The 16,105-nt window shown below is 65.6% G+C and carries 20 protein-coding genes; 13 read left to right on the forward strand and 7 right to left on the reverse strand.

Annotated elements, in window-relative coordinates; all coding sequences use genetic code 11:
* The first annotated feature begins 40 nt into the window (after nt 1-40).
* Entirely contained in the window at nt 41-1,258 is a 1,218-nt protein-coding gene (locus tag ACQP2D_RS36860; protein WP_433680541.1) for an FAD-dependent oxidoreductase, read from the forward strand.
* Here ACQP2D_RS36860 and ACQP2D_RS36865 read toward each other — a convergent pair.
* Entirely contained in the window at nt 1,248-2,786 is a 1,539-nt protein-coding gene (locus ACQP2D_RS36865; protein WP_433685875.1) for a flavin-containing monooxygenase, read from the reverse strand. The two genes, ACQP2D_RS36860 and ACQP2D_RS36865, sit on opposite strands and share 11 nt — an antisense overlap.
* 96 nt (nt 2,787-2,882) lie before the next feature.
* On the opposite strand from ACQP2D_RS36865, the gene ACQP2D_RS36870 reads away from it, so the two are divergent.
* On the forward strand, nt 2,883-3,920 hold the full coding sequence (locus tag ACQP2D_RS36870) for an AraC family transcriptional regulator (RefSeq protein WP_433680542.1): 1,038 nt from the start codon (nt 2,883-2,885) through the stop codon (nt 3,918-3,920).
* On the opposite strand, the gene bla is transcribed toward ACQP2D_RS36870, so the two are convergent.
* Nucleotides 3,904-4,833 carry a class A beta-lactamase gene (bla, locus tag ACQP2D_RS36875; RefSeq protein WP_433680543.1) on the reverse strand — a complete coding sequence of 310 codons (930 nt, stop codon included), beginning with the start codon at nt 4,831-4,833 and terminating at the stop codon, nt 3,904-3,906. The two genes, ACQP2D_RS36870 and bla, sit on opposite strands and share 17 nt — an antisense overlap.
* A gap of 338 nt (nt 4,834-5,171) precedes the next feature.
* Between bla and ACQP2D_RS36880 the strand changes: the two genes are divergently transcribed.
* The 8 genes from ACQP2D_RS36880 to ACQP2D_RS36915 all read left to right on the forward strand — a co-directional run bounded on the left by ACQP2D_RS36880 (nt 5,172) and on the right by ACQP2D_RS36915 (nt 12,047).
* On the forward strand, nt 5,172-5,729 hold the full coding sequence (locus tag ACQP2D_RS36880; protein WP_433680544.1) for an RNA polymerase sigma factor: 558 nt from the start codon (nt 5,172-5,174) through the stop codon (nt 5,727-5,729).
* The gene (locus ACQP2D_RS36885) at nt 5,726-6,412 is read left to right on the forward strand and encodes a ubiquinol-cytochrome c reductase iron-sulfur subunit (RefSeq protein WP_433680545.1); all 687 of its coding nucleotides are present in this window, start codon (nt 5,726-5,728) and stop codon (nt 6,410-6,412) included. Before ACQP2D_RS36880 ends, ACQP2D_RS36885 begins: the two co-directional genes overlap by 4 nt.
* 76 nt (nt 6,413-6,488) lie before the next feature.
* Complete coding sequence (locus ACQP2D_RS36890) at nt 6,489-6,968, forward strand: cupredoxin domain-containing protein (protein WP_433680546.1); 480 nt, start codon at nt 6,489-6,491, stop codon at nt 6,966-6,968.
* Entirely contained in the window at nt 6,965-7,915 is a 951-nt protein-coding gene (locus ACQP2D_RS36895; protein ID WP_433680547.1) for a metallophosphoesterase family protein, read from the forward strand. The genes ACQP2D_RS36890 and ACQP2D_RS36895 overlap by 4 nt, the downstream gene beginning before the upstream one ends.
* A 199-nt stretch (nt 7,916-8,114) precedes the next feature.
* Nucleotides 8,115-8,819: a flavodoxin family protein gene (locus ACQP2D_RS36900; RefSeq protein WP_433680548.1), complete on the forward strand. Its 705-nt coding sequence runs from the start codon at nt 8,115-8,117 to the stop codon at nt 8,817-8,819.
* A gap of 252 nt (nt 8,820-9,071) precedes the next feature.
* Complete coding sequence (locus ACQP2D_RS36905; protein WP_433680549.1) at nt 9,072-9,617, forward strand: YdcF family protein; 546 nt, start codon at nt 9,072-9,074, stop codon at nt 9,615-9,617.
* Between the two features lie 107 nt (nt 9,618-9,724).
* Nucleotides 9,725-11,317, forward strand: coding sequence for a GMC oxidoreductase (locus ACQP2D_RS36910; protein ID WP_433680550.1), 1,593 nt, complete (start codon nt 9,725-9,727; stop codon nt 11,315-11,317).
* A 10-nt stretch (nt 11,318-11,327) separates the two neighbouring features.
* A complete protein-coding gene (locus tag ACQP2D_RS36915; protein ID WP_433680551.1) occupies nt 11,328-12,047 on the forward strand; it encodes a VIT1/CCC1 transporter family protein in 720 nt (239 codons plus the stop codon).
* A gap of 32 nt (nt 12,048-12,079) precedes the next feature.
* Here the strand turns inward: ACQP2D_RS36915 and ACQP2D_RS36920 are convergent, their stop codons facing one another.
* Nucleotides 12,080-12,238, reverse strand: a complete 159-nt coding sequence (locus ACQP2D_RS36920; RefSeq protein WP_433680552.1) for a DUF6131 family protein — start codon at nt 12,236-12,238, stop codon at nt 12,080-12,082.
* A gap of 11 nt (nt 12,239-12,249) precedes the next feature.
* The gene (locus ACQP2D_RS36925) at nt 12,250-12,723 is read right to left on the reverse strand and encodes a hypothetical protein (protein WP_433680553.1); all 474 of its coding nucleotides are present in this window, start codon (nt 12,721-12,723) and stop codon (nt 12,250-12,252) included.
* Nucleotides 12,724-12,867: 144 nt separating this feature from the next.
* Here ACQP2D_RS36925 and ACQP2D_RS36930 point away from each other — a divergent pair, with 144 nt between their 5' ends.
* Nucleotides 12,868-13,059 carry a heavy-metal-associated domain-containing protein gene (locus ACQP2D_RS36930; protein WP_433680554.1) on the forward strand — a complete coding sequence of 64 codons (192 nt, stop codon included), beginning with the start codon at nt 12,868-12,870 and terminating at the stop codon, nt 13,057-13,059.
* A gap of 22 nt (nt 13,060-13,081) precedes the next feature.
* On the opposite strand, the gene ACQP2D_RS36935 is transcribed toward ACQP2D_RS36930, so the two are convergent.
* Nucleotides 13,082-13,582, reverse strand: a complete 501-nt coding sequence (locus ACQP2D_RS36935) for a cation:proton antiporter domain-containing protein (RefSeq protein WP_433680555.1) — start codon at nt 13,580-13,582, stop codon at nt 13,082-13,084.
* The gene (locus tag ACQP2D_RS36940; RefSeq protein ID WP_433680556.1) at nt 13,483-14,508 is read right to left on the reverse strand and encodes a DUF418 domain-containing protein; all 1,026 of its coding nucleotides are present in this window, start codon (nt 14,506-14,508) and stop codon (nt 13,483-13,485) included. Before ACQP2D_RS36940 ends, ACQP2D_RS36935 begins: the two co-directional genes overlap by 100 nt.
* 101 nt (nt 14,509-14,609) lie before the next feature.
* On the opposite strand from ACQP2D_RS36940, the gene ACQP2D_RS36945 reads away from it, so the two are divergent.
* Entirely contained in the window at nt 14,610-15,074 is a 465-nt protein-coding gene (locus ACQP2D_RS36945; protein ID WP_433680557.1) for a MarR family winged helix-turn-helix transcriptional regulator, read from the forward strand.
* Nucleotides 15,071-15,442 carry a DUF5313 family protein gene (locus tag ACQP2D_RS36950; RefSeq protein WP_433680558.1) on the forward strand — a complete coding sequence of 124 codons (372 nt, stop codon included), beginning with the start codon at nt 15,071-15,073 and terminating at the stop codon, nt 15,440-15,442. Before ACQP2D_RS36945 ends, ACQP2D_RS36950 begins: the two co-directional genes overlap by 4 nt.
* A 4-nt stretch (nt 15,443-15,446) precedes the next feature.
* On the opposite strand, the gene ACQP2D_RS36955 is transcribed toward ACQP2D_RS36950, so the two are convergent.
* Complete coding sequence (locus ACQP2D_RS36955) at nt 15,447-16,103, reverse strand: response regulator (RefSeq protein ID WP_433680559.1); 657 nt, start codon at nt 16,101-16,103, stop codon at nt 15,447-15,449.
* Nucleotides 16,104-16,105 lie beyond the last annotated feature (2 nt).

A 16,105-nucleotide genomic window follows, 5' to 3' on the forward strand; every position in this document is an offset into this window, starting at 1 on the left:
CAAGATACCGCAGGATCAAGAGAGATTCGGGAGACACACCATGAAGACGGCACTGATCATCGGCGGCGGGATCGCCGGGCCGGTCACCGCGATGGCATTGCAGCAGGCGGGCCTGGAGCCCATCGTGTACGAGGCCTACGAGGAGGCGGCGGCCGGGCAGATCGGCGCATATCTGACGGTCGCGGTGAACGGGCTGTCGGCACTGGCATTGCTGGACGCGCATCATGTGGTGACCGAGATCGGGCATCCGACCGCCACGCTGTCCTTCTCGACCAGCGCGGGTAAGCACATCACGGATATGCCGATCGGCGGCACACTGCCGGACGGAACCGTCACCCACAGCATCAAGCGCCGCGATATGTATCGAGCGCTCAATGCCGAGGCGACGCGTCGCGGGGTGCGGTTCGAATACGGCAAGCGGCTGGTGGATGCGACCTCGACCGCCGATGGCGTCCGCGCGACCTTCGCGGACGGCACCACGATCGAGGCCGACGTACTCATCGGTGCCGATGGAATCCGCTCCCGCACCAGGGAAATCATCGATCCGACCGCGCCGAAGGCACATTTCCTCGGCATCTACGGACTCGGCGGGTTCGTCACCGATCCTGCCCTGCACCGGGAACTCGGATTGCGCCCTGGCGTGTACAACATGATCTTCGGGAAGAAGGCGTTCTTCGGATACTTCGTCGCACCGGACGGCGAGATCTGGTGGTTCGCCAATATGCCTCGGACGCAGGAGCTTTCAGCGCAGGATTCGGCCAGCGCGGCGCAGTGGCGGGCCCAGCTGGTCGAATTGCTCTCGGCGGATCGCGGTCCCGCGGCCCGGATCGTCGCCGCCACCACCGATGACACCTTCGTCTCCGCCTTCAACCAGTACGACATGCCGACGGTCGCCACATGGCACAACGACAAGATGGTCATTGTCGGCGATGCCGCGCATGCGGTGGCCTCATCGTCCGGCCAGGGTGTGTCGATGGCGGTGGAAGACGCGGTGACGCTGGCGATCTGCCTGCGCGATATTCCGGACACCACGGCGGCCTTGGCCGCCTTCGAGGACCGCCGCCGCGAACGTGTCGAGCGGGTGGTCGCGCACGGCGCGGAAACCAGTAGCGACAAGGCATCCAGCGGGCTGGGCCGCCTGCTGGTCCGCCTGCTCACACCCTATTTCCTGAAGAAGGCCGCCAAGGCCGGTGTCGCCCCGCTGAGCTGGATGTTCGACCACCGGATCGACTGGACCGCACCGGCTCTCACCCGGTGACGGACAGATCGCGTTGGCGCACAGCCGAATACGGCATCGGCTCCAAGGTCTTGTGCAGGCTGGTGCGCAGCGTGGTGGCCGAGTCGAGCAGATAGTTCTGCCGCACCTTCCAGGGATGCCGATCACCCTGCCGGGGAAAGTCACCGATCGAGCGTTGGATATAGCCGGAGGCCAGATCCAGCAGCGGGCGCTCGTCGAGTTGGCCATCCGGCTTCGGCACCACGGCCGCATAGCCGTTGCGGTCCAGGTGATTGACGACCTTGCAGACCAGTCGCGAGGTGAGGTCGGCGCGCAGCGTCCAGGAGGCATTGGTGTAGCCGATGCAGACCGCGAAATTGGGTACGCCGGTGAGCATCGCACCCTGCCAGACGAATTGCTCGGAGAGCGGCACCGGCCGCCCGTCGACCTGCGGGGCGATACCGCCGAAGGCCAGCAGCTGCAGGCCGGTCGCGGTGACCACGATATCCGCCTCCAGGATTCGGCCGGACTTCAGTCGGATCCCTTCGGGCACAAAGGTTTCGATGTGATCGGTGACGACCTCGGCCATGCCCTTCTTCATCGCCTTGAAGAAGTCGGCATCGGGCACAGCGCACAGCCGCTGATCCCAAGGGTCGTAGTCCGGGGTGAAATGTTCGGCTACGGCGTTGCGGTCCTTCAGGATCCGGGTCGTCAAACCCGTGAGCAGTTTGCGGGCGGCCTCGGGACGGCGGCGACAGTACTGGTAGAAGCCGATGCTGAACAGGATTTTCTTGGTGCGGATCAGGCGATGCGCCAACTTGGGCGGCAGCAGTTCGCGGATCTTGTCGGCCTGCTTGTCCCGGCCGGGGACGGCGCTGATCCAGGTCGGCGAGCGCTGCAGCATGGTCACCAGCTCGGCCTGCTCGGCCATGGCGGGCACCAGCGTGACGGCCGTCGCGCCACTGCCGATGACCACGACTCGTTTGCCGGTGTAGTCGAGATCCTCGGGCCAGAACTGCGGATGCACGAGTTGTCCGGAGAAGGAGTCGATGCCGGGAAATTCCGGGGAGTGGCCCTGGTCGTAGTTGTAATAACCGGCACACGCATAGAGGAAGTTGCAGGTCAGCGTGCGGCCCACGGTGACACCCGCGGCGTCGCGCTGCTCTAGGGTGAGCGTCCAGCGCGCCGATTCGGTGGACCAGTCGGCGCCGACCACCTTGGTGCTGTAGCGGATGTGCCGGTCGATGCCGAACTCCGCGGCGGTTTCCTTGACGTAGCGCAGGATCGATGGACCGTCGGCGATCGACTTCGCGTCCCGCCACGGCTTGAACGGATAGCCCAGGGTGAACATATCCGAATCCGAGCGAATTCCGGGGTAGCGGAACAGATCCCACGTCCCGCCCAGTGACGCGCGCGCCTCCAGCACCGCGTAGGTCTTGCCCGGGCATTCGGTCTGCAGCCTGTACGCGGCGCCGATGCCGGACAGTCCGGCGCCGACGATCACGACATCGAGGTGGTCCGGAAGTACGGCGGTCTCGGTCCCACCCACCACCGGGCCACCATCCGTCATCGAATTGCTGCGCGATGCTCGCCTCATCACTCCAGTCTGCGAGGGCACCGTACCGGATTCTTGACTTTGCGCGACAAGTATTTGATTCTGAGCGACATGTCCGTGATCCGGTCCGCAGGGCTGCGCGGGTTCCGCGCGACGGTGGCCGAGCTCGGCGGTAACGCGGAAGAGTTCGCCACCACCGTCGGGCTGCCGATCGCCGCCCTCGATACCGACGATCTGCTGGTACCGGATCAGGCGGTCGCCGCGGCGCTGGAGCTGGCCGCGCAGCGACTCGACTGTCCCGATCTCGGCCTGCGCATCTCGCGGCGGCAGGACCTCGATATGCTCGGCCCGCTGGCCCTGGCCATCCGGAATTCACCGACCCTCGCCGATGTCCTCGAATGCTGTTCACGCTATCTGTTCCTGCACGCGCGCTCGCTGAACCTCACGCTCGAACCCGATCCATACGGCGATCGCGGCGTGATCGCGCTGCGATACGGAATCCGGCACGGCCTGCCGACACCGGTCCAGGGCACCGACCTCGGGCTGGCCTTCGTGCACCGCACCTTCCAACGACTGGTGGACGAGCGGTACGGGCTGCGCTCGGTCGAACTGCCGCATCGGCCCGCCGCGCCGATCCGGCTCTATGAGGAGTTCTTCGGCGCACCCGTGCGCGTCGAGCGTTCCGCGGCGGCATTGCGCATCCCGCGCCGCTTGGCGGCTCTGTCGCTGAGCGGCGGCGATGAGAACCTGCACCGCTTGGCCATGGCATTCCTGGCCGAACAATCCGGCGGCGCGGATGCCGCCATCGCGCCGAAGGTCCGCGCCGCCGTCCAACAGCTACTGGGTACCTCACCGCCGGAAATCACCGCTGTCGCAAGGCTTTTGACAATTCATCCGCGCAGCCTGCAACGTCGCCTCGCCGCCGAGGGCAGCTCCTTCGCCACCATCGTGGATACCGTGCGCCGCGACGAGGCCCGCCGCTATCTCACCACCACCGATATGCCGATGAGTCAGGTCGCCTCGCTGATCGGACTCTCGGAACAGGCCACCTTCACCCGATGCTGCCGAAGATGGTGGGGCACAACGCCTACCGGTGTTCGGCGCGAAGCGGCACAGCAGCGGCCGACCGGGCTCACCGCACCGATGTGACAGCCTCCTTGGTCGCCTCCGCGATCAATGCGTTGTCCGCCTTGGCATCTGGACCGGTATGAGTGGTCAGCACGGCGAGCACGATCGGCGCCGCGCCCCCGCTGGGCCAGGTGACGGCCACATCATTGGCCGATCCGTAGTCGCCGGTGCCGGTCTTGTCACCGGTCTTCCATTCGGCGGGCAGGCCAGCGCGAATGCGGCTGGCGCCGGTGGTGGTGGCGACCAGCCATGCCGTCAGCCGCTCACGCTCGGGCGCGGCGAGTGCGTCGCCGACGGTGAGCGCCCGATAGTCGGCCGCGATCGCCGCAGGTGTGGTGGTGTCGCGTTCGTCGCCGGGGATGGCGGTATTGAGCTGCGGCTCCCAGCGATCCAGTCGGGAAGTCTGGTCGCCGATGGATCGCAGGAACTGGGTCAGGGCCTGCGGGCCGCCGAGCAGTTTCAGCAGCTCGTTGCCCGCGGCATTATCGCTGCGGGTGATCGCCGCATCGCACAATTCCGATACCGACATACCGCTCTCGATTCGGGTACCGGTGACCGCCGAACCGCCCGCGGCCGCGACATCCGCCTCGGTGAAATGGATGATCTGATCGAAATACCCGGTGGCGAGCGGATGCTCGCGCAACAGCGCGGCGCAGGCGAGCGTCTTGAAGGTCGACATCATCGCGAACCGCTCGTCCTGGCGGTAGCCGACGGTCTTGCCCGAACCGGTATCGACGGCGAAAACGCCGAGCCGCGCCTCATGCTGCTGCTCGAGGCCGCTCAGCTGGGCCGCGGCGGCCACCGTGGTCGGTGCTGCCGGGGCCGGCCCCGTTGACTCGCCCCCGCACGCACCGATGAGGGGCAGCAGCGCCATCGTCAACAGGACGGACCTCGCGCGGGCCGAGGCCGGTCCGCTTCTACCGATCTTTGTCATGGCCACACGACAACACAGGGCCGGTACAACTGTCCAAGACCAATGCGCCCGAATGCCGATATCGCCATCGATATCGCCGCAGCTCGGACCCCCTTTCGTAGCCGTCATCCAGCGCGCTGGAGCCGAAAGATCACGGCGAATGGCTCGGCTGCCAGGACGCTCAACAGACTCAGCGGTCATCGGCATTCACCCGCAGCACCGCGCGACGGCGGAACCTTTCGCACCCGAATCCGGCTCACCCGGTCAACCGATCGGCGGCGGGTGGGGGTGTAACTCGCGTCGGTATCTAGTTGTGGACGAGGTGACTGGTCCGCACCTAGATTCGGAAGGCACGATTCATGCAGGGACGGGCAAGGTCCGCGAGAACCGCGGAGCCGAGGACCGGGCGGGAGCTGCGGGTGGTGTCCGAGGACACGTACACCGATTGGCATGCGGTCTACCAGGACAATGTCGGGTGGGTGTACGGGTTGATGTTCGCCAAGGTCGGCAATCGCGCGGATGCGGAGGATCTCACCGGTGAGGTCTTCCTCGCGGCGTTGCGGCCGTTACGGGTTTCGGCGACCATTCCCGAGGTGCGGGCCTACCTGCGTGCCACTGCTCGGTCCGTGCTCGCGCAGCACTGGCGCAATCGTCTCGGCTGTGAGATCACCACCATCGATGACGATGTGCCGCAGGCCGAAGCCGCCGATCCCGCTGTGACCGACGCGCCGGAGCGGGCACGCGCAATGCTCGAGCAATTGCCCGAGCGATATCGCAGAATTCTGGAGCTCCGGTTTCTGCAGGGGTATTCGGTCCGGGAGACGGCGGCCGAATTGGGGATCAGTGCTGTCAACGCGCGCGTATTGCAGCATCGGGCGCTGCGGATGGCGGCCCAGGTGGAAAGGAGACCGCGATGAGCGCCCGCGAACTGCGCCGGTATATCGACGGGCTATTGCACGGCCGCAGGCCGAAGGATTTCCGGCCGGATGCGGATGAGGCCGAGCAACTGCGGGTTGCGCTCGAACTGCTGGCCGCACGGCGCGAAAATGACACACCACGTACGGAATTCGTCGATGATCTGCGACGCCGATTGGCCGCGAAGCTGGAGCCGGCTGCCGATGACAAGGTTTCGGCACGCGCGATCGGTTCCCGCCGGCAAGTGATCGCCGGGACGTCGATCGCGGCGGCCGCCGCGGCGGCCGGTGTGATCGTCGATCGCGCGCTCACCCGCGATATCGAAAACCTACCCACGGCATCAACACTCGACCCCGTACACGGCACCTGGCTCGCGATCGCGTCGAGTTCCGATGTCACCGAAGGGATGACACGCCCCTTCGACGTCGGCACGGTTACCGGATTCATCCGTCGAGCACAGGGCGCGATCATCGCGGTGTCGGGCGTGTGCACACATCAGGGCTGCCGTCTCTGGTTCGACAATGCCGACGACCGGCTGCGCTGCCCCTGCCATTCGACCTCGTTCACGGTGACCGGCACGGTGCTGACCCATCAGCTGCCGATCGCACCGGCACCGCTGCCGCGGCTACAGGTTCGGGAAAATGCCGGTGTCATAGAGGTTTTCGCACCCGCGAAGCCCGCGTGATGTAACACCGGCCCCTATGTGTCAGTGCGAGGTTCGCGATAGCGCGGATCACCGACAGACTTGGAGGCCTGGTCCAATGACACCCGCCCGCACCGGTGCACGACTCGCCGCGGCCGTGCTCGCCGGAATGCCGACTTTGCTGTTCGTCACGGCCTGCGGCAGTCCGGCACCCGCCCACGACACCGCACCGACGATCGACTTCCACCAACACGATGGACCCACACCGGGTTTCCCCGGCCATGGGGCCAGCGGCGCCGCCCCGACGGCCGCCGCAAACACAACAGTGTCGACCGCGGTCGCGACAACCCCGAATACCGTCGATATCCAGAACTTCGTGTTCGCGCCCGCAAAACTCACCGTCCCCGTCGGCACCGCGGTGACCTGGATCAACAAAGACGAAGAGCCGCATACGGTCGCGGCGAACAATGCCGGCTTCCGCTCCCCCGGGATGGGTCACGACGCGACATTCACCTTCGTCTTCACCGCACCGGGAACCTTCGACTACATCTGCACGATTCACCCATTCATGCACGGCACCGTGGAGGTGACGAAATGACGCCGGACAACGACTACGACCCGCGCGACCCACATGCCATGACCCGCCGCCAATTGCTGCGCCACTCCGCCTGGTTCGGCGCGGCGGTCGGATTGTCCGTTGTCGGAGGCGAAGTCATCTCGCAGGTGGCGGGCACCGCGGCCCGTGCCGACAGCACGCAGCGACCGGAACTACGTTTCGCCCAGCTCAGCGATAGCCATCTCGGCTTCCAGGGCCCGGCGAACACCAATGTCACCGACACCTTCGCCGAGGCCATCGGCCAGATCAATGCGCTCGGCTACACACCGGATTTCGTGGTCCACACCGGCGATCTCACCCATTTGGCCACTCCGGAACAATTCGATCAGGTGAAGCAGATGCTGACCGCGACGAATACCCCACACGTCTTCACCGTTCCCGGCGAACACGATTCGATCGACGATGCCGGGCAGAAATACCGCGCCGCCTTCGGCGCCGGGACTCGCGGCGACGGCTGGTACAGCTTCGATATCGCGGGCGTGCACGTGATCGCGTTGGTCAATACGCTCAATCTGAATCTGCTGGGCCATCTCGGCCCGGATCAACTGGAGTTCATTCGCAAGGATGTCGCACCGCTGTCCAGTGACACCCCGATCATCGTCTTCAGCCATATCCCGCTGTTCGCCATGTATCCGGACTGGGGCTGGGGTACCGACGACGCCACCCAGGCGTTGAGCTACCTGCGCCGCTTCGCATCGGTGACCTGTCTCAACGGCCATGTGCACCAACTGTTCACGAAGACCGAGGGCAATATCACCTTCCACAGCGGGACGACCACCGCCTACCCACTCCCCCATCCCGGCGACGGGCCCGCGCCCAAGCCGGTCACCCTCCCGGCGGGAAAGCTGCACGACGCGCTCGGCATTCGTGAGGTGAGCTTCGTCCGCGGCCAGCAGCAACTCGCCATCAGGGAGCAGCCCCTGAAATGAGCCTTGGACCTACTCTCCCTCCTGGTTGTCCGGTCCTCGCAGTCCGCGAACGCCGTGGTCGCGGCAAGCTCGGTTGCCGGTGCGCCCGGTCCCACCCAAATCTGAAGTAGCCCCTAGTCTGAATGACCAGATCTGACGAGTCCGTGACATGCCGGGCGAACTCCTTGTCGCGGCATCGGGACCAGCCGACACTTCGGACATGACTACCTTCGACGACCTTCGCGCGCTGTTCATCAACTGCACGCTCAAGCCCTCTCCAGAGCCGAGCAATACGCAGGGTCTCATCGATGTCAGTGCCCACATCATGGCGAAGAACGGGGTGCGGGTCTCGCATATCCGCGCCGTCGATCACGACATCGCGACCGGGGTCTGGCCCGATATGACCGAGCACGGGTGGGCCACCGACGAATGGCCGGTGCTGCAGCAGCAGGTCATGGACGCCGACATTCTGGTGCTGGCCGGACCGATCTGGCTCGGCGACAACAGTTCGGTCACCAAGCGCGTCATCGAACGGCTGTACGGCAATTCGTCGGTCCTGAACGAGCGCGGCCAGTACGCCTACTACGGCCGGGTCGGCGGCTGCCTGATCACCGGCAATGAGGACGGCGTCAAGCACTGCGCGATGAATATCCTCTACAGCCTCCAACATCTCGGCTACACGATTCCGCCCCAGGCCGACGCCGGGTGGATCGGCGAGGCCGGACCCGGTCCGTCATATCTGGACCCGGGGTCCGGTGGCCCGGAAAATGACTTCACCAATCGCAACACCACCTTCATGACCTGGAACCTGCTGCATCTGGCCCGGATGCTCAAGGACAACAACGGCATTCCCGCACACGGCAATCAGCGCTCCGAATGGGACGCGGGTTGCCGGTTCGACTTCGAGAATCCCGACTACCGTTAGGGTTCAGCCTTCACGCGAGGTCACCGCCTGGCACGTGGACCGGTCTCCTCGACCGGGTCCTCGGCAGCTCGGCCGAACCGAGCATCCGGTGGCAGTTCGCACCGGTGCGGCCGGGTACGGCGATCGAATTCGGCATGCACTCGGGTGCTCCCCTGCGGCATCGGGGTCATCCTGTGCCACATCGGGATTCGGTGAAACCGGCCGGTACTGCGCCGACGTCGGCGCGGCGTGGATTTCGGTATCGTCGGATTCGTGCCCGGCCTACGACGAGCTGGTTCGCTCATCGGCGCACTGCTCGCCCTGGTCGCCGTCCTCGGTGTGGCCGGGCTGCCGGTGTATGTCCATCCGCAGACCGATCCGCTGCGCCGGGCCGATGCGATCGTGGTGTTGGGTGGCACCGCCTATGAACGGTTCGATGTCGGACTCGATCTCGCCGAAAGCGGATACGCGCCACAGCTGCTGATTTCGCGGTCCACCGGCGAAGACGATTCGGTGATGGACCGGTACTGCGCGCCCCGCTTCGAATTCACCGTCAGCTGTTTCGTGCCGAATCCGTGGACCACCGACGGTGAGGCGCGCGAGATCGGGCGGCGGGCAAGGCTTTACGGCTGGCACCACATCATCGTGGTGACCTACACTCCGCATGTTTCGCGGGCCAGGTACATCGTGAGCAAATGCTTCGACGGCGAATTGACCATGGTGGCCAGTCCCAGTGACGACGGCGTGAAGTTCTGGACCTGGATGTACATCCGCCAGTCCGCGGGCTATGTGCGCGCGTTCTTCAGCCGAGGTTGTTGATCCGGGAACGAACGGATGCCCGGTCTCCTACAGTGAACGAGACGCTCGCGCGGGGAAAGTAGCGGGCGCGACGTCGGGGTGTATACGGTTGTGGGAGAGGACCGCCGTTGCGAATCGATGATCTGCGAGCGGTCGGCGATGACGCCCTCACCGCCGATGTCTGTGTAATCGGATCCGGCCCCGCCGGGCTGACCATTGCGGCCGAACTGGCCGGATCCCCACTGCGCGTGCTGGTGTTGGAGAGCGGCGGTCCGACCGCGACCGAGGAGGGCGACGCACTCGCCGATATCGAGAATGTGGGCGCGCGCCGGGCGCAATCGGATCGGGCCGCGGGCGACCGGGTCCTCGGCGGCGCCTCTCACACCTGGAGCGGTCGCTGCGGTCTGCTCGATGACCTCGATTTCGCCCGCCGCCCATGGGTTTCCGGATCCGGCTGGCCGATCGGAGCGGCCGATCTCGAACCATTTCTGACGCGGGCGGCCGAGCATATCGGGATCGGCTACGGCAGCGGATTCACCGATGACGCGTTCTGGGAGTTGGCCGGTCGCACCCAACCCGAGCGCGCCCTCGACCCGACCCGATTGCGCCCGTACTTCTGGCAGATCAGCCGAGATCCGGTGGATCCGTTCGACTGCAAGCGCTTCGGCGCGCATGTGAAAGACCTTGTCGCACCGAATGTTCGGGTGCTCATCAATGCCACCGTCACCCATATCGACACCGATCCAGCAGGCGCACAGGTGGTTTCGCTCCAGGTCGCCGGGGGCGAGCCGCGGCCGCGAACTGTGCGCGCGAAGACCTTCGTGCTGGCTACCGGCGGTATCGGCAATCCGCGTCTGCTGCTGGCATCGCGACGGATCGTGTCCGCAGGCATCGGCAATCGGCACGACATGGTGGGGCGCTATCTGATGGATCACCGCTGCGGCGCGGTCGGCGCACTGGATCCGGCGGGCGCGGACAGCGCACTGGAGCGCTTCGGCAAATACGTGGTCAAGACGCCGCACGGCAGGCACACCTTCCTGCACGGTGTCGCTTTGTCACCGAAGGTCCAGGAGGCCGAGGGGCTGCTCAATTGCGCGCTGTGGCTGCAGGAGGTTCCGGCCGAGGACGATCCGTGGGAGTCGGTCAAGCAATTGCTGCGCGGGCGCGGCGATCGGCATGACGCGCGGGTCGCGGTGAGTCATGCTGGGCTGCTGCTGGCCGGCGCGCGGCGCAGGCTGATCCGGCACACCGGACTGCCGCACAAACTCGATCGAATCGAATTGCGCTGCATGGTCGAACAACTGCCCAACCCGGACAGCCGGATCACCCTGACCGATCGCACCGATCGTCTCGGTGTGCCGCTGCCCCGGGTGGACTGGCGGGTGAATCCGCAGGAGGACAGCACCGTGCGCCGGGCGGCGCAGTTGGCGGTCGAGGAGTTCGCGCGGCTGGGTCTACCTACCCCGGCACTGTTCGACTGTGCTCGTGCGGACAGCACGCTGCCGCTGGTGCTGACCGACTGGGCGCATCCGACCGGGACCACGCGGATGTCGGCGGATCCGCGCGATGGGGTGGTCGACCCCGACTGCCGGGTGCACAGTGTGACGAATCTATTCGTCGCGGGCAGCTCGGTCTTCCCGACCACCGGCCATGCGAATCCGACCCTGACCATCGTGGCGCTGGCGGTCCGGCTAGCTGATACTTTGCGGGCTTTGGCATAGTCTGCGGCGTATGGAGAGCAGAGGTGCACCGCACCCGCACGAGCCGCACGGTGAGGGCTTTACGTCCCGGTTGAACTGGTTGCGCGCGGGCGTGCTCGGCGCGAATGACGGCATCGTATCGACCGCCGGTCTGGTTGTCGGCGTCGCCGCCGCGACGACCAGCAGCTCGACCATCCTCACCGCGGGCCTCGCCGGACTGACCGCCGGCGCGATCTCGATGGCCGTCGGCGAATATGTTTCGGTCAGCACCCAGCGAGATTCCGAGCGCGCATTACTCGCCAAGGAACGCAAGGAACTCTCCGACGAACCGGACTACGAATTGGCCGAACTGGCCGATATCTATCGGGCGAAGGGGTTGTCACCGGAGACGGCGCACAAGGTGGCCGAGGAATTGACCGCCCACGACGCATTTCTCGCCCATGCCGAGGCCGAACTCGGCCTGGATCCACGCGCGCTGACCAATCCGTGGCAGGCGGCAGGATCCTCGGCGGTCGCATTCACCCTCGGTGCGCTGCTGCCGCTCTTCGCGATCATTCTGCCGCCCACCACGGCGCGCATTCCGGTGACGTTCGCGGCGGTGCTGGTCGCACTGGCGATCACCGGGTCCGTCAGCGCCCGCCTCGGCGGTAGCAACCGAGTGCGGGCGGTGCTGCGGGTGGTGATCGGTGGTGCGCTGGCAATGGCGGTCACCTATGGCATCGGTCAATTGGCGGGCGTTGCCGGGGTATGAATTATGAACTCGCCCCGGCCCGTTCACCTCGGTCAGTAGTAGTGCCGTCGACCGCCGATCGGGTGGCTGCCCACCGATCCGATGAGTGCGAGTACCGCGCCGACGACCAGCAATATGATTCCGACGGTGGTCAGCAGAGGAATGCTGAGCAGATATCCGACAATGAGGAGTATTAAGCCCAGGATGATCATGGCTTTTTCCTTTACTTGGTCGTTTTGACCGTTGTGCGGCCGGATGTTTCGACCGCATCCGCGCCGCTGTGTTGGCGCATGAACCGATTCCAGCTCCAGACCGGCTTACCGCCCGGCGGCGGAGTGACCGGTGCGGCGGGCTTGGGGGCGGGTGGCGGTGAGCCGGCCGCTGGGGCGGCCGGACGCTGGACCGTCTTGTCCTTGGCCGCCAGTTCCCTGCGCGACTGGCGCAGGTCACGACGCGCGGTGCTGTTACGGCGGGAACTGCGCCAGACACCTGTGAGTAGCAGGCTCAGGCCGAGCATCCCGATCGCCCCGATCGCCATTCCATAGAGGAAGAGTTCCCCCGCCGAGGCGGTGAAATGATAGTCGAATACTCCGAAATCGCTGGATGATGTACGAACTTCACCCGTATTGGCCGCCACTCCCGCAACGCCGATAACAACCGCGCCGATGAGAACGACGAGCCCGATGATAATGATCATGACAATCCCGCTGTGCTGGTTGACATTACTTTCTGGCTATGCCCGGTAGCTCGAGAACCAAACACACGCCCGGCGCGGCGTTTGAAACCGGCCGATCCGGCTATGCGCCAAACCGAAGGATTGCCACCGACAAGGAGGGTCACCATGACCTACACCTTCGATATGACGGACTACTCGGACGAAAAGGCCTTCGTCGCCGAGCGCGCACTGTACAACCTCGGCGGGGTGCAATCGGTCGACGTCAACCGGACTTCCGAAACCATCACCGTCAACTCGACACTGTCCTACGGCGAAGTGCTCGACGCGATCCGGTCCGCGGGCGTCGGCGCCAAGTAGGCGATCCAGCGCCGCCCAGCAATCACACCAGCCGCAGCACAACCACCACGGCGACAACGGCATTCGCGATACCGAGCAAGCGCGGCCGGTCATTGCCGGTATCGTCCAGCACGACACCGAGTTCCAGGCCGATCAGCCCGAAAGCGAAACCGCTCAACAACATTTCGGTGATCTCCCCGCAGGCATCACCGACCGGGCGGTAGTCGCGATCGCCGAAATCGGTGCCCGCTTCGGTCGGATACAGCGCGCACGCCAGTACGGCCAGCACCCCCGACTCCGAAAACGCCTCGGCCACACCGTAGGCGGCGAATGGCAGCAGCAGGGTCAGTGCCACCCCCCACGATGCCTCCGCAAGCCGTTCGGTCAACTTGCTGCCAGCGAAGCCGAGCGGCCATCGCGACAACGGCGGACGGCGCGGCAGCCCTAGCGCCCGCGCCCGTATGCCACTGTGAGTTTCCGGCGTTCCTGCCGCGTCAGGCGGTTGGGTACCAGCTGCCACCAGGTCACACACCGCAAGACCCATTCGAACGGGCCGTAGCGGAACCAGTGCAGCCAGTGGTAACTCCACAGCGCCTGCACCGCGATGATCGCGAAGGCCAGGCCGAGCAGCATGCCGTAGCGGTTGGAATCGGATAGGTGCAGCCACGGGTCGGCGGTCAGGATCAGCGCGGTCGCCGAGAGATAGTTGGTCAGCGCCATCCGGCCCATCGGCTCGAGCACCTCCGCGAATACCTCGCCGGTCTCGGTGCGCAGAAACAGCAGGACTCCGGTGAGATACGCGAGTGCGCCGAGCATTCCGGCCAACGGCGCCACACTGCCGGTCCACAGCTCGGCATACGGTATGCGGTATTCCCACATCCCCGCGGCCACCGCGGCGGGCGCGGCCAGCGCGAATACCACCACGATCCGCCAGACCCGGTCGCGCAGATCGTCGGCGAGGCCGAAGCGATCGGCGGCCAAGCCGAGCAGGAACAGGCCGGGTACCAGACCGAATCCACCCCCGAGCGCGACCGGGACCCCGATCGTGCAGACCAACCCGGCGAGCAGCAGCACCCAGCGTGGCAGGCCCGCCGCGGGCAGCAGAATCACCGATCCGACGATCGCGTATGGCAATAACGCCTCACCCGGCTGGAACGCATGGTGGATCAGGCCGAGGACACCGAGGGCGATCAGTCTGCGCGCCAGTACCAATCGCGGGCGATCGGTGCGCTGGGCGGCGCGGTCGAAGAACAGCGAAAAGCTCAGCCCGAACAGGAAGGAGAAGATCGGGAAGAACCGTCCCTCGAACAGTACGGAGAGCAGGTGCCGTATCGGATCGACGATTCCGGGCTCGACCGTGGCCCGCATATCGGTGAGCTGGCAGATATTGACGACCAGAAACCCGCACAGCGCGACGCCGCGCACGGCGTCCAGGTCCTGAATGCGCGGGTGCGCACGGTCGGGATCCATATCTCCACGCTAACGATGCCCACCTCGTGGATCCCGCACATCCGATGGGGTGTCGGTCACAATAGTTCATGCACTAACTATTCATGCGCTAAGGTATGGCCATGGAGATGGATGATCCGCTACGGCTGGATCGACAGGTATGTTTCGCGCTGGCCGTGGCGAATCGGGCGGTACTCGGCGTGTATCGGCCGCTGCTGGAACCGCTCGGGCTCACGCATCCGCAGTATCTGGTGATGTTGGCGCTGTGGGGTGAGGCGCCGATGTCGGTGAAGGCGATCGCCGAGGCGATCCAGCTGGACTCGCCGACCCTGTCGCCGCTGCTCAAGCGGTTGGAGTCGGCCGGATTGATCACCCGAGGCCGCGATAGCCGCGACGAGCGGAACCTCGTTATCGATCTGACCCCGGCCGGAGTGGAGCTGCGTCAGCAGGCCCTGAAGATTCCGCCCGCGGTGGTGGACCGACTCGGGGTGACCTTGGCGGATCTGGAGGAACTACACGAGGTATTGACCAGGGTCAACGCGGCCGCACGACGCTCGGTTGCCGCCACAGCAGGAGTACACGCATGAGCGATCGGCCCAATCCCATCCAGTGGCTCGGCTACGCCTTCGGACGGCGCCTGCCGGATTCGTTGCGCGAGTGGGTGCGCAATGACCTCACCGGCAGATACGCGACCCCGCGCCATATCGTGCGCGGCCTGGTGCCGTTCAGTCCGCTGTTCGCCGTATTCCTCTTGTTTCCAGGGGAATTGTGGTTGCGCGGGTCGATGGTGCTGCTGGCACTGCTGCTCGCGCTCTTCTACACCGCGGCCTTCATGCCGATGAATCGAGCGCATCGACTGGCGAAGCACGGGCTGCCAGCGGATCTGGAGAATCCGGATCGGGCGCGGCGGCGGGCGCTCGAACGAGCGAGATATGCGGCGCAGCATCCGCATTGAGAACTCAGTGCCGACGCCCGTTCGTCGCGCCGAGGACGGCGAGTCGAACCCGGTTGGTGGCACCGGTTTTCGTCATCAGATTGCCGATATGCGTTTTGACCGTGGTGACGCCCAGATGTAGGCGCGCGGCGATCTCGGCATTGGACAGACCCGTCGATACCAAGGCGAGCACTTCGGCTTCGCGTCGGGTAAGTCCTTGCGGTACACCGAAATCATCGTTCGTCGTGGTCGCCTCCCGTGCGGATACCGCCGAATCCACCAAGCGCTGTAGTACCGCCTGAGTGAAGGGCGATTCGCCCGCGGCGGCACGGCGTATGCCATCGAGCAGATCGGTGGGCGAGGCGTCCTTGACGAGGAATCCGCAGGCGCCCGCCGCGAGCGCGGGATACAGGTGGTCGTCATCGTCGAACGTCGTCAGGACGACGATGCGGATCGATGGCCGCATCGCGAGAATCCGTTCGGTGGCGCGAATTCCGTCCATTCCCGGCATGCGCAGGTCCATCAGGATGACATCGGGCGTGGTGTGCTCGGCCAGCCGCACGGCCTCTCCCCCGCTGGCCGCCTGCCCGACGACCTCGAGTTCGTCATCGGTCTCGCAGAGCATGCGCAGCCCGGCCCGGACCAGTTGCTGGTCGTCGACGATCAATACTCGAATGGTCATTA

It is taken from the genome of Nocardia sp. CA-119907 (assembly GCF_050955995.1).
GTDB lineage: Bacteria > Actinomycetota > Actinomycetes > Mycobacteriales > Mycobacteriaceae > Nocardia.

Coding starts and splice junctions, on each gene's coding strand:
- ACQP2D_RS36935 (WP_433680555.1), bottom strand. CDS start 13,582: ATGGGTCTTGCGGTGTGTGACCTGGTGGCAGCTGGTACCCAACCGCCT.
- ACQP2D_RS36880 (WP_433680544.1), top strand. CDS start 5,172: ATGCAGGGACGGGCAAGGTCCGCGAGAACCGCGGAGCCGAGGACCGGG.
- ACQP2D_RS36945 (WP_433680557.1), top strand. CDS start 14,610: ATGGAGATGGATGATCCGCTACGGCTGGATCGACAGGTATGTTTCGCG.
- ACQP2D_RS36955 (WP_433680559.1), bottom strand. CDS start 16,103: ATGACCATTCGAGTATTGATCGTCGACGACCAGCAACTGGTCCGGGCC.
- ACQP2D_RS36890 (WP_433680546.1), top strand. CDS start 6,489: ATGACACCCGCCCGCACCGGTGCACGACTCGCCGCGGCCGTGCTCGCC.
- ACQP2D_RS36940 (WP_433680556.1), bottom strand. CDS start 14,508: ATGGATCCCGACCGTGCGCACCCGCGCATTCAGGACCTGGACGCCGTG.
- ACQP2D_RS36860 (WP_433680541.1), top strand. CDS start 41: ATGAAGACGGCACTGATCATCGGCGGCGGGATCGCCGGGCCGGTCACC.
- ACQP2D_RS36925 (WP_433680553.1), bottom strand. CDS start 12,723: ATGATCATTATCATCGGGCTCGTCGTTCTCATCGGCGCGGTTGTTATC.
- ACQP2D_RS36885 (WP_433680545.1), top strand. CDS start 5,726: ATGAGCGCCCGCGAACTGCGCCGGTATATCGACGGGCTATTGCACGGC.
- bla (WP_433680543.1), bottom strand. CDS start 4,833: ATGACAAAGATCGGTAGAAGCGGACCGGCCTCGGCCCGCGCGAGGTCC.
- ACQP2D_RS36900 (WP_433680548.1), top strand. CDS start 8,115: ATGACTACCTTCGACGACCTTCGCGCGCTGTTCATCAACTGCACGCTC.
- ACQP2D_RS36950 (WP_433680558.1), top strand. CDS start 15,071: ATGAGCGATCGGCCCAATCCCATCCAGTGGCTCGGCTACGCCTTCGGA.
- ACQP2D_RS36920 (WP_433680552.1), bottom strand. CDS start 12,238: ATGATCATCCTGGGCTTAATACTCCTCATTGTCGGATATCTGCTCAGC.
- ACQP2D_RS36870 (WP_433680542.1), top strand. CDS start 2,883: ATGTCCGTGATCCGGTCCGCAGGGCTGCGCGGGTTCCGCGCGACGGTG.
- ACQP2D_RS36865 (WP_433685875.1), bottom strand. CDS start 2,786: ATGACGGATGGTGGCCCGGTGGTGGGTGGGACCGAGACCGCCGTACTT.
- ACQP2D_RS36915 (WP_433680551.1), top strand. CDS start 11,328: ATGGAGAGCAGAGGTGCACCGCACCCGCACGAGCCGCACGGTGAGGGC.
- ACQP2D_RS36895 (WP_433680547.1), top strand. CDS start 6,965: ATGACGCCGGACAACGACTACGACCCGCGCGACCCACATGCCATGACC.
- ACQP2D_RS36930 (WP_433680554.1), top strand. CDS start 12,868: ATGACCTACACCTTCGATATGACGGACTACTCGGACGAAAAGGCCTTC.